The organism is uncultured Sunxiuqinia sp. (assembly GCF_963974515.1).
Classification (GTDB): Bacteria; Bacteroidota; Bacteroidia; order Bacteroidales; family Prolixibacteraceae; genus Sunxiuqinia.
Window position 1 is genome coordinate 34,807 of sequence record NZ_CAXBDD010000023.1, and the last position, 12,847, is coordinate 47,653.

Annotated in this window: 9 protein-coding genes; 2 read left to right on the forward strand and 7 right to left on the reverse strand. The window is 46.2% G+C overall.

Annotation, left to right across the window (positions count from 1 at the left end):
• Positions 1-27 precede the first annotated feature (27 nt).
• The 3 genes from AAC033_RS07705 to AAC033_RS07715 form a co-directional block, all read right to left on the reverse strand.
• Positions 28-1,773: an ABC transporter ATP-binding protein gene (locus AAC033_RS07705; protein ID WP_339736775.1), complete on the reverse strand. Its 1,746-nt coding sequence runs from the start codon at positions 1,771-1,773 to the stop codon at positions 28-30.
• Between the two features lie 25 nt (positions 1,774-1,798).
• On the reverse strand, positions 1,799-3,169 hold the full coding sequence (locus AAC033_RS07710) for a glutamate--cysteine ligase (protein WP_339736776.1): 1,371 nt from the start codon (positions 3,167-3,169) through the stop codon (positions 1,799-1,801).
• Positions 3,170-3,274: 105 nt separating this feature from the next.
• Complete coding sequence (locus tag AAC033_RS07715) at positions 3,275-4,276, reverse strand: glutamate ligase (RefSeq protein ID WP_339736777.1); 1,002 nt, start codon at positions 4,274-4,276, stop codon at positions 3,275-3,277.
• A 293-nt stretch (positions 4,277-4,569) separates the two neighbouring features.
• On the opposite strand from AAC033_RS07715, the gene AAC033_RS07720 reads away from it, so the two are divergent.
• Complete coding sequence (locus tag AAC033_RS07720) at positions 4,570-7,008, forward strand: glycoside hydrolase family 2 TIM barrel-domain containing protein (protein ID WP_339736778.1); 2,439 nt, start codon at positions 4,570-4,572, stop codon at positions 7,006-7,008.
• Positions 7,009-7,116: 108 nt separating this feature from the next.
• Entirely contained in the window at positions 7,117-8,259 is a 1,143-nt protein-coding gene (locus tag AAC033_RS07725) for a hypothetical protein (protein WP_339736779.1), read from the forward strand.
• A gap of 568 nt (positions 8,260-8,827) precedes the next feature.
• Here the strand turns inward: AAC033_RS07725 and AAC033_RS07730 are convergent.
• The 4 genes from AAC033_RS07730 to AAC033_RS07745 all read right to left on the reverse strand — a co-directional run bounded on the left by AAC033_RS07730 (position 8,828) and on the right by AAC033_RS07745 (position 12,628).
• Positions 8,828-9,946: an ABC transporter permease gene (locus tag AAC033_RS07730; RefSeq protein ID WP_339736780.1), complete on the reverse strand. Its 1,119-nt coding sequence runs from the start codon at positions 9,944-9,946 to the stop codon at positions 8,828-8,830.
• 134 nt (positions 9,947-10,080) lie between these two features.
• Entirely contained in the window at positions 10,081-10,401 is a 321-nt protein-coding gene (locus AAC033_RS07735; protein ID WP_339736781.1) for a four helix bundle protein, read from the reverse strand.
• Between the two features lie 69 nt (positions 10,402-10,470).
• Positions 10,471-11,577, reverse strand: coding sequence for an ABC transporter permease (locus AAC033_RS07740; protein ID WP_339736782.1), 1,107 nt, complete (start codon positions 11,575-11,577; stop codon positions 10,471-10,473).
• Positions 11,578-11,815: 238 nt separating this feature from the next.
• Positions 11,816-12,628, reverse strand: coding sequence for an ABC transporter ATP-binding protein (locus AAC033_RS07745; protein WP_339736783.1), 813 nt, complete (start codon positions 12,626-12,628; stop codon positions 11,816-11,818).
• Positions 12,629-12,847 lie beyond the last annotated feature (219 nt).

Genomic DNA, 12,847 nt, shown 5'->3' on the forward strand with positions numbered 1-12,847 from the left:
TCAATTTTTTGTTTCCATTTTCTGTGCTTAGCTTTCCTGCTGAAGAGCCAGAATGTCTCGGTAAAATTCCGACTGCTCCAGCAACTCCCGGTGATTTCCTTTGGCTGTCATCCGGCCTTCTTCCAGCACAATGGTAAAGTCGGTTTTTTCAAGCACGCTGATTCGGTTGGAGATAACAACCAGGCTTTTGGCCGGGTGGTTGTCAAATATCTGTTTGATCAAAAAGCGCTCGGTGTCGGTGTCAACAGCCGAAAATACATCATCCAAAATGAGCAGGTCGCAGGGCGTGTAAAGCGCACGAGCCAAGCTAATGCGTTGCTTTTGTCCGCCCGAGAGCATGATGCCTTTTTCTCCCACCAGCGTTTTTTCCTGTTTGGGAAATCGCGCCAACTCGTCAGCAAAGGAACTCTTGTAAATCACTTCCTTGAAATCGTTCTTTTGCGTTGCTTTTTCAGAGCCAAAAGCAATGTTGTTTTCAATCGTGTCCGAAAACAGAAACACTTCCTGGCTCACGGTTCTTACCGACGAGCGGATATCTTCGCTTCGAAGGTCGGCAGCGTCTAGATCACCAAAATAAATCATTCCTTTTTCGGGACGTAAATAGCCATTCAAGCAGTTAATCAGCGTCGTTTTTCCGGAGCCAACCTTTCCTGTAATACCGATCACTTGCCCGGGTTTAATGGTGAACGAAATGTCTTGGAGCTCCGGTTTCTCCCCGTTGTGAAAGGTGAAGTGGAGGTTTTCCACCCGAATGCCGGTCCGAAATAAATTCGCTTTGGTTTTGGCTGGAAGTAGTTGGCGTTTTTCATCGGCTCCTTTCCGTTCCATGATAGTTTGGATGCTTGTGATGCCCACAAAACCCTGTTGGAAAATGGTGAGCACCCAGCCCAATCCCATAATGGGCTGGCTCAGCAGTGCCGCGTACGCAATGTATCCGGTCAGTTCGCCAATCGTAAACTGCCCGTTAATGACATACATGCCGCCAACAAAAAGCACCACGATCTTCAAAATTTGCCCCAGGTTGAAAAGCAGGGGCATGACGAATGAGCGAATCCAGGCAATTTTCAAGGTTTGTCCGAACAGGGAGACATTTTCTTTTTGAACTTCGCGTTCGGCGTAATCGTATATGTTGTAGCTTTTGATCACGCTGTTGCCTGATAAAAAAGAAATGGTTTTACCTGAAAGTTTTTGCAGGGTGTTCATTTGCAGCCTCGTGTTTTTCACCATCACCGCCATTCCGATGCGCACGATAATAAAAACGACCACCATTGGCACAATACAGTACAAGGTTAGCGCCGGCGAAAGCTGCCACATCTTATAAGGCGTTAAAGAAAGGGAAAAAATGATGTTTCCGATTTGCAGCATACCAAAACCGGAGATCAGCCGGAGTCCGTTAATGTCATTGTTGATTCGGGATATGATGGAGCCGGACGAATTTTCGTCGTAGTAGTCTTTTCCGAACGATGAGAGCTTCCGGAACATTTCTCCTTTCAATTGCCGTTCAATCAACCGGGCCGGGATGAAAATCAGGATTCGGGAAAAGGTCCGCACCAGGATCAGCGCCATCGCCAGACCAACGATGATCAGAACGTTTTTATGGAACTCCGCCTCATTGCCCGCACGTCCGTCGGCAATCAGGTCAATGCTTTTCTGAATGAACTCTGGAATGGTAACCGACACCCAAACGGTAAGCGCCAAAAAAAGAATTCCCCCGGTGTACCACCAGCGGTATTGATGCATGTAGCTGAATAAGAATTTCAGTTTTGAAAACATGAGTTAAATGGTCGTTTAAAGACTTCTATTCGTTGGGACAGCTTTGCAACTGCAATAACTGCCAGTCGTTTAATAAGTTGATTAGATTCCCATTGTACTTCTGATTATAATTGTGAAGCACCCTTTCGGCCTGGGTAATGCCGCTTGCCGTAATTTCGCGAACGGGCTCCAGATACTGAGTTTCGTCCTCGCGGCAGCAGGTTACTGAACGGCGTGTGAGGCCGCCCAAAGCGATTTGGTAAAGCCGTTTGGCCACCGTTCCGGAATGAATGTTTCCGCTTGCGGCGTTCAATCCCTTGCGTGGAACCTGTGCGCGCACTTCCTGCATGGTTTTCACGTCCCAGGTTGAAATCAGCGCTTCGGCTTCATCGAGACTGGCGCCATCGTACAGCAGGCCAACCCACAGGGCCGAAAGTGCAGCAATGTGCCTGGTGCAACTGGCATCGGCTCCGCGCATTTCAATGAACTGCTTCAGCCGCACATCCGGAAAAACCGTGGACACATGTGTTTCCCAATCTTCCATAGTAGGCATCAGATGGTGTTTTCCATCCATAAAATCACGAAAGGTCATGCCGTTGGCCGGCAGATATTGGTCGTTCCGGTAGATGAAATACATGGGAACGTCTAACAGGTAATCCACCCAGCGTTCAAATCCAAATCCTTCCTCAAAAATAAAGGGCAAGAAACCGCACCGATCCGGATCGGTATCTTCCCAGATTTGGGCCCGGTAGCTTAAATAACCGTTTGGCTTTCCACCCGAAAATGGCGAGTTGGCAAAGATGGCTGTTACGATGTATTGTAAAGCCTGGGCAACCCGCATTTTTCGCACCATATCCCGTTCGCTCGAATAATCGAGATTGACTTGAATGGTCGCGGTGTTGGTCATCATCTCCAGTCCGAGCTTGCCCTGGGTAGGCATGTAGGCTTTCATGTACGAGTAGCGCTTCTTGGGCATCCACGGCAAATCTGCCACTTCCCAAAGGGGGCCAACACCCATCGGAAGGCTGAAAAAACCATGTTCCTGACAAATGGACTTGAGCTCTTCAAAATGCTTTCTGGTTTCGATATAGGTTTCATGTACCGTTTTGAAATTCTTCCCCGAAAGTTCAAACTGTCCGCCGGGTTCAAGCGTGATGGAAGCACCGTTTTGTTTTAGTCCGATGATGTTCCCATTTTCATTAATTGGTTCCCACCCTTGGATTTGCATGTGCTGCAAAATGGTTTTGATGCCTGGCTCTGTGTCGTACCCAAGTCGTTCGAAATTAGTACTGTTGTAAAGGAATTTTTCATGTTCGGTTCCAATGCCCCAATCAACGGATGGCTTGCTTCCCAGCTCAAAATAATGAACCAATTGCACCTTGTCCTGTATCGTTTGTTGTTTTTCAGTTTCTGTCATCTTTTTACTAAAGTTCTTTAGGCTGATTTTGTTTCAGGTTTTGCTGATTTATTTTTTCAGTTCTCAGTAATCAATGACCGAAAAAATTGAAAAAGGCTCGCTAGCTTATTTTGAATTTAGAATGCAGTCCAAAACATATTTCTCCACGTGACGGTTTTGGCCGATATAAGGAAAATTGTGCATGGACAACATGGCTGGCGCGTTTAACTCGACGACAATGTAATTATCGGGCGAGGGAGGAGCCAGCAAATCGTTGATGATGATGTCTATCCCGGCCAGTTTCAAGCCTGCTGCCTGTGCTGATTTAACAGCTACTTCGCGGTAATAGACCGGCATTTCATCGGTGACATCAATGCTATCGCCCCCGGTACTTAAATTGGAATTTTTGCGTAAATATATTTTTTCACCTTGGGGCAGAATACTCTCTGCAGTTAGCTCAAAAGCCTTTAAATGTCGCAGCACCTCTTCATCAATGATAATCTTCAGCAAGGGATGCCGGTAATCTGTTCCGCGTCCCGCATTCTTCTGCTCAATCAATTGCCGGATGGTTGACTGTCCGTCGCCGGTTACGTTGGCTGGTTCGCGGTAGGCAATGGCCCGCACTTTGTCGTCAATCACCAGAAACCGGTATTCGCGGCCGGTAAAGTATTCTTCCACAATCACCCTGTTTGAATGCAAAAAAGCATTTTTGATGGCTTCCAAAAGCTCGTTGTGATTCTGCAGGTTGGTGCTTACGGCAATGCCATGGTCCGTGTCAACCGGTTTCACCACGGCCGGAAAACGAACATCCTGAAGCTGTTCGTAAGCGAAGTCGTGTTCCAGCAAAATCCCTTTGGCCTGGCGGATTCCCTTGCGTTGCAAAAACTGGCGGGTCATCCATTTATCATTCGAAATCCAGTAGGCAATCAGGCTATTGGCATCCGAAATGGTTCCTTCATGGATAATGAATTCCTTGTTCTCGTAAGTCAAAGTGAGTAGGTTTTTGTTGGTATCGATGATTTCAAGGGGGAGTTTCCGGCGCAGGATTTCCGCAATTATGATTTGCGTGGTGGCTTCAAACTGCTCATAGCCTTCTAGAGGGACGAAATTATAAGTGGTGTCTTCCATTTCTGCGATTGATTTTTAGAAAACTCAAAATTAGGAATAAACTGGTTAAATAAAGGATTAGAATGGAGGAATCCGGTGGAAGATAGGTAAAATGCTTGTTTTTCAACTGATTTTAAAGAAGTGGAGACTTCTCACCATGCCGTTTCAATGTTGAAGGCAAATTTATTGGTTTGAATTGCTCATTAGTTTAAAGGGGCTGCTTAAAAATATGAAGGCGATTGGAGACGCTTCGTTTTGGCTAAAAACAATATCTTTGGAAGTCGTTCAAAAATTTCAAAACTAAGCTAAAACTCATGAAAAAACTACGCTTTGGGATATTGTTCCTGTTGATGATCTACCCTTATCTGATGAATGCGCAATCTATTCGAACAACCAGTTTACTCGATAATGACTGGAAATTCAGCAAGGGTGATTTTGAAAATGCTGAACAGGTCGGTTTTGACGATTCTGGCTGGGCGACCGTTTCGGTGCCTCATGACTGGGCGATCTATGGGCCATTTGATAAAGAAGTGGACAAACAGGTGGTTGCCATCAGTCAGAACAATGAAGATGAGGCTTCGGAAAAAACCGGGCGCACCGGAGCACTGCCACACATTGGCGATGGTTGGTATCGAACCAGTTTTCAGCTTCCTGAACTTGCAGAGGGCAGCCGTGTTTTGGTGGTATTTGAAGGTGCGATGAGCGATCCCGAGGTGTTTATTAATGGCGAAAAAGCAGGCGAGTGGGGCTACGGTTATGCTTATTTTGATCTCGATATTACAGATATTGTGACCTCAGGTGAAATTAACCTGCTGGCCGTGCATCTTTCGCCAAAACCCTTGTCATCCCGTTGGTATCCCGGGGCCGGACTATTTCGAAAAGTACGTGTTCTGGTGCTACCTAAGAATCATTTCGAATTATGGGGCACTTTTGTTACCATCCCTTTTGTGTCCGACAGTCAGGCCAAAATTAACATCAAAACCAAGGTTAAGGGAAAGCATCTTAGGCTGGAAACGGCCATAAAAGACGCCAATGGAAATGTGCTGGTCACAGAAACAGCAACATCGCTGTTCGGCAATGAATTTGAGCAAAATATCGCCTTGGAAAATCCGAAGCTCTGGAGCCCCGAGTCGCCCGCTTTGTATTATGCCGAGTCGAAGTTATACGATGAAAATGGGCTGCTTCAGGATGAGCAGACCACCCGTTTCGGCGTTCGCACCATCAGCTACAATGCCGGAGAAGGGTTCAAGCTGAATGGACAAGTCCGTAAGTTTAAAGGCGTTTGCCTGCATCACGATCTGGGGCCTTTGGGCGCCGCGGTGAATAAGGCGGCGCTTCGACGCCAGATACAACTGATGAAGGACATGGGCGCCAATGCCATTCGCAGTGCCCATAACATGCCATCCATCGAACAGCTCGAACTTTGTGATGAAATGGGCATGCTGTTTTTGGCTGAAAGCTTTGATGAGTGGAAAAAACCGAAGGTGAAAAACGGGTACAATCGTTTTTTCGACGAGTACCATGAAAAAGACCTGGTAAACCTGGTCCGGGCAACCCGCAATCATCCTTGTATTGTGATGTGGAGCAGTGGGAACGAGGTTCCCGACCAGCATGGGAGCGAAGGCGTAAAACGTGCCAAAACGTTACAGGATATTTTCCATCGTGAAGATCCGACGCGCCCGGTTACGGTCGGTATGGACCAGGTGAAAGCCGTCATGGCATCAGGATTTGGAGCCATTATGGATGTGCCGGGATTGAACTATCGCACGCATCTTTACGAAGAGGCTTTCGAGCGCTTTCCTCAAGGCTTACTTTTGGGCTCTGAAACGGCTTCGACCGTGAGCTCCAGGGGAATTTACAAGTTTCCGGTTGAACAAGCTGTTGGCAAAATGTACGACGATGGGCAGTGCTCTTCGTATGATCTCGAATATTGCAATTGGAGTAACCTGCCGGAAGATGATGCCGTGTTGCAGGACGACAAAGATTGGGTGATTGGTGAATTCGTGTGGACCGGCTTCGATTACTTGGGAGAGCCAACGCCTTACGACGAATATTGGCCTTCGCGCAGTTCGTATTTCGGAATTTGCGATTTGGCCGGTTTGCCCAAAGATCGCTACTACTGGTACAAAAGCCGCTGGGATACGAATGAATCGACCTTGCACATCTTACCGCACTGGAACTGGCAAGGGCAGGAGGGGGATACCATTCCTGTGTTTGTGTACACCAGTTACAAGCGTGCCGAACTTTTTGTGAACGGTAAAAGCAGGGGCGTGCGAACCAAAAATAGGGATTCGAAACTGGAGCGTTACCGCCTGATGTGGAACGATGTGGTGTATGAACCCGGCGAACTGAAAGTGGTTGCTTTCAACGAAAACGGTGAGCCTGCCGAAGAGAAGATCATTCGTACTTCGGGAGCGCCGCATCGCATTGTGCTGGAACCCGACCGGTCAACCATTCAATCGGATGGAAAAGACATCAGTTTTGTGAAGGTTTCGGTTGTAGATAAGAACGGCATTCCATGTCCCACGGCGACTAACCAATTAACATTCGAGGTGAATGGAGCAGGGAAATACCGGGCAGCCTGTAACGGCGATGCCACGTCACTGGAATTGTTCCACAAGCCAACGATGAAGTTGTTTAGCGGCAAGTTGGTGGCTTTGGTGCAAAGCAGTGAAGGGCCCGGGAACATTGAATTGACCGTTACCGGAAAGGGCTTGAAAAAGGAGAAAGTCATGATTTTGTCGGTTGAATAATTGTTGGTAAGCTACCGCTTGATCGAAACATTTATTTTCTATTTTTAGTCTGGAAAAATCAATCCGTTGGAATCAACGCAACGAACAATGAACAAGCGATCCCACACGATGAAAAAACTGTTATTCACCCTTGCGGTCTTCTTTTCCGTGCTATCAAGCTATGCCCAAAACGACATGAGAGAAGCCATACTGTCGTATACCGATTCGACTCAGCTCTTGATTGAGAATGGAAGACAACTGATTGTGAAACACATCATCGATCACAATTATGCGGAGGCCGGCAAAGTTCTGAACTATTTGAAAAATAAGGCAGGAAGCAACTATGTGGTACTCTATCCAGCCGAAGCCATCCTGACCTCGATTGCCACCAGAGACTTCCAGTTGTTTCTGTATAATGCCAGAAACTTCGCGACGCTACTCGAAGGCAAGAAGAAATATCCGAAGTACGACGACATCTCCTACGATCTTCATGCCAACATACGGGAGGAAATGATGGCCATTCAGCAGGATTTGGAGCTGGCTGATTTGTCGGTGGCCGATCGGGACTTCATTCAACTTTACCTCGATTATTACAACGGCGAGGATCAGGTGGCCCTTCGAAAAAAGGTGAATAATTACAGGAGTCGGTTCCCGGACAGTGAATACCAGAATTTCTTGAAAGAAATTAAATCGAGCTCATTTGCCGGACGGTTTAACTTTGGTTTCGGCTATCTCAACGAGCGGCTATCGGGCGAAATCAGCCATACCATTGATCCGAATATTTCGGGCTTATGCATGGAAATGGATTTCGTGATGAATCGCACCTACGTTTCCTTGTATGTTGGTGGAAGCATCAACACCTTGTATTCAAAAACCGATTTACCCATTTTGGATACGGATTGGATGTATCAGCAAGGCAACAAAGTGGCGACCATTCGATACGGCCTGAAGGTGGGGTATATTGTGCACAGTACGAACCGCGTGAAAACCTATCCCTACGTGAATATCGGCGGATTTTCAGTGACCGCCCAAGCCGACGATATTGATGTTGATGAGAAGAATGAGCTGATGGGATCGTTTATGCCGGGAGTTGGAATGGCTTCGGAAATTAACCTGTTGAAATGGAATTCGGCATCGATGTATGGGCCCTTGGGATTCTTGTATCTCAAACCCAATGTTGGTATTGACTTTCTGACCACTAAAAAAGAAAAATTTAAAGGACAAAGCGTCAGTTTCTCACTTACTTTGGGAATGGCATTTGGTAACTTTTAGAAGAGCAATCAGTAGTACCGCAAAATAATGGTTCGCTGAGCGGCCCAATTCCGTCCCATCCGACGCCCCGCTCTTTCCGACCAGCCGTTATCTTATTTTATAATACATCGCTTGCTGACAGGCAGGTTTTGCCATGTAAACCTACACGCGCCGCTTTGGTCAGCGAAGTCATCTACAAAACGTACACGAGTCTATTTTTTTTTCAGGGAAGTTTTGTACTTACGAGCAAAGCTTCACGTTTTGAAAGCGAAGTCGTGTACAAACATACAAGCCTTACTTTTCGACCAATCAAGCTGTGAAAAGTTGTTGAAACCATCGAGGTGATTCGTGAAGGTTTCACTTCGGGTGAAGCCCTCACTGGCAAGCTACTCCTTATTGATGGGATGATTACGGGGCATCCCATCAATAAAACAAGGACGACGGCTTTTTGAACGTATCGAGTTTTCGATGCCAGAGGCATCCGATGTTTACAGAAACACAGGACCGAAGGATGATGCGATCCCGGCTGGGATCGAACGGCTTGCTTCCTAGCTTTTCTAAAAACAGGCAAATCCGCTGGATTCTCCCCCTAGCTTGTTTTCCGGTAGCGCCAAATGGACATTCCCAAAAAGGCGGTGCCGATGATTGTCAGCGACATAAACTCATCCAGCAAATCGAAAAAGCCGGATCCCTTCAGCACCACCATCCGCATGATGCGCATGAAATAGTAGATAGGATTGATACGATTGAGTGTTTGCGCCCATTCGGGCATGCTTTCGACCGGGGTAAAAATGCCACCCATCAAAATAAAGATCATCATAAAGAAGAAAGTCACAAACATCACCTGTTGCTGCGTTTCTGTGACGGTCGAGATAAAGAGGCCCAGCCCCAGCACACCCACTAGGTAGAGCGCGGCAAAGCCAAATAACAGCGCCAGGCTGCCCACCATGGGCAAATCGAACACCACACGGGCAATGACCAGCCCAAAAGCCAGGTCGAACAGGGCGATAAACAGGAACGGAACCAGCTTGCCCAAAATAAACTGGTACTTTTTGATGGGGGTGACGTTGAGCTGCTCGATGGTGCCAATTTCCTTTTCGCGCACCAGGTTCATGCCCGACAAAAACATGCCGATAATGGTGACCAAAATAGCCAAAATACCCGGGGCCATGTACCATTTGTAATCCAGCTCAGGGTTGAACCAATAGCTGTCTTTCACGTCAATACGTTTGGGCGGGTTAAATTCGGGCAGGCTTTTCCATTCGGCAATCACCGCTTTGTTGAAGCCACTGAGGATGCCCAGCGTGTACGAATAGATGAGCGATGCTTTGTTGCCGTCAATGGCATTGATCAGCAATTGCACCTGGGCCTGGTCGTTGCGAATCAAATCGCGTTCAAATGCAGGGGGAATAAGCATCACAAAATCGGCATCTTCTTTATTGAAGCTGCTTTCTGCGTCCTGAACATCAAACGAGGCATCGTAAATATTGAAAAATGGAGAGGCTTCGAACCGCGACACCAGCTCGCGGGAAGTTTCCGACTGGTCTTGATTCACCACATAAATATTCACGTTTTTCAGGTCGTACGTGGCCGCAAAAACAAGCACAAGCATTTGCACCAAGGGCAACAAGAAGATCATCGGCAACATGGTTTTGTTCCGGAAAACCTGGATGAACTCTTTTTGAAGGATGTATCGGATGGTATTCATAGTTTCTAATTTTAGTATTCAGTCACAGTCGCAGTATTCAGTCACAGTGGGGTGGCTCGTTTATCGGCGTTTTTGCTTTCATTCTTTGTTGTTGTTACATCCAAATTTGTCTGGATTATTTATCATGTAATTGATTAATTTCTCAATCTCCTCTGTTTCAGAATACAGTTTCTCGTATTCGTCTTTGGAACATAGTCGCATGTCAAAGCAAAATCCAACCATACCGGAGTCTCACTGTTTTCAGCTTCAGCATCAGTCAATTTGCTAATGAAGTTTTCCACATCTAATCGTTTGCGATAAGCCTCAGCAGTATTGGCACAAGCTGATCGGGATGACCTTCTAATTTGATCTGTCCAAGAATAAGTTTCCTCTTTTAAAAATCTTTTTGAGATTCTGTAGATGTCCATTGACAACTGAAATGCTTTTTTAGAGGCTATCAAATCTTTAAAATTCATCGTTAGTTATTTTAAATTATCGTCTGCATACTTTTACTGAATTCTGCGACTCATCACTGTGACTGCCAACTACTCCAACCTTGTTTTAAACTTCTTCACGGCAATGGCTGTAAAAACCGCGGCCATTGCAATCAAAATCAGCGTTTCTTTCCAGACGTATAAAAGTCCGGTCCCCTTTAGCATGATGTTTTTCAGGATGACAATAAACCAGCGTGGTGGCATCAGGTTGGACAGGACTTGGAGCGGCACCGGCATGTTTTCAATCGGGAAAATAAAGCCGGACAAGAGGATCGTGGGCAGCATCAGGCCGATCATGGAAATAAACATGGCCACCATCTGGCTGTTGGCAATGGACGAAATGAGAATTCCCAGGCATAGCGCCATCAGGATGAACAGGATGCTTTCGGCCATCAGCAGCACCCAACTGCCGTTGACCGGAACATCGAAAATAAAATGCCCAATGAGCAAAATCATCACCGCATTGATGACCGATAAGGCCAGGTATGGCGCTACTTTTCCCAAAATGATCTGCACAGGCCGAAGCGGCGAAACCAGCAGAATTTCCATGGTTCCCAGCTCTTTCTCGCGAGTGATGGAAATGGAGGTCATCATGGATGAGATCAGCATCAAAATCATGGCCATGATGCCTGGTACAAACATGTACACCGACTCAAGGCTTTCGTTGTAGTACATGCGCACTTCGGGTTTAATTTGCATGGGGAGCTTTACTTCGCCCATTTCTTTGAGGATGTAGTCATTGATAATTTCGGAGGTGTAACCGGCCAGCAGTTTACCCAGGTTGGGATCGGATGCGTCGGCAATGACCTGCACATTGGCTTTTCCCTCGCGTTCGAGGTTTTGGGCAAAGTCAGGTTCAAAAATCAGCACTTCCTTCACCTGCCCTTTTTTGAAAATGGCCTCCACTTCTTCAGTGCTTTCGAGGTACTGGTTGAGCACAAAATAGCCCGACGACAATAGCTTGGCGGTAATTTCCTGCGTCACTTCATCTTTCGACTGGTCATAAATGGCAATGTGGGCGTCCTTGATTTCGTTGGTGATGACCGTCCCAAAAAGCAATAACTGGGCAACCGGAATCCCAAATAAAATAATCATGGTCCGCACATCGCGAAAGATGTGCAGAAACTCTTTTTTAACAAATCCCCAAAAGCGTGACATTTTCTTTGATTTTAGTTTTATCCTTTTCTATTATTTATTTTTTCAGACGCTGAAAGTCTCAGTTTTCAGTCGCAGTGGGCTTGGCTGGTTTGTCGGCGTTTCTGGTTTCATTCGTGGTTGTTTTTAAATCCAAATGTTTTCGGATTGTTTATCATGTAAATCTTTAAAATTCATCGTTAGTGACTTTGAATTATCGTTTGCAAACTTCAACACTACTACTGTGAGTGTGACTGCCAACTTACTCTTCGTTTTTCGCTTGCCGCGCCAGCTTCAGAAACACCCCATTCATATCTTCCGACTGGAACTGCTTCTTCAGCTTGTCGGGGGTGTCGAGGGCCTCAATGCGTCCATTCACCATGATGGAAACCCGGTCGCAGTACTCCGCTTCGTCCATGTAATGCGTGGTCACAAAGATGGTTTTTCCTTCGGCCGCAGCTTCGTAAATGAAGTCCCAAAACTGGCGGCGGGTAATTGGATCAACGCCACCAGTTGGTTCGTCCAAAAAAACAATTTTAGGATCATGAAAAATAGCGATGGAGAAAGCCAGTTTCTGTTTCCATCCCAACGGAAGCGAAGCGATCAGTTTGTCGCGCTCCGATTCCAGGTTCAGCTTTTTGAGCAGCATCTGTTCCTTTTCTTTCCGTTGCTTGACCGAAATTCCGTAAATGCCTGCGTAGAAACGGATATTTTCGGCGATGGTCATGTCTTCGTATAAGGAAAACTTCTGGCTCATGTAGCCAATATTCCGCTTGATTTGCTCTGTTTGCTTGTACACATCAAAACCTCCCACCGCAATTTCTCCGGAAGTCGGGCTCGATAATCCGCACAGAATTCGCATAGCGGTTGTTTTTCCGGCTCCGTTGGCTCCCAGAAAACCAAAAATCTCTCCTTTGTAAACTTCGAAATTCAGGTGATCGTTGGCCGTAAACGAACCAAATTTTTTGACCAGATCGCGAACGATTATGACGGGATCTCTTCTATTCGAAGAATCTTCAGTTGCAGTCTCAGTCGCAGTGGGTTTTAGCCGTTGATCGCGATTTTGTGTGTTCATTTGCTGTTGTTTTTACCTTCAGATTTGTCAGTATTGTTTATCACGTAATTGATTGAATTCCCAATCTCCATGACCACCTTAGACGATTTCTTATAAGCTATCAGTTCTTTGAAGTCCATATTTTATTGTTTTGAGTTATCGCATGCAAACTTCAGCTATTTACTGACTGAATTCTAAGACCTATGCAAATTTATCAACCGAAATTTTGTTGATAAATTT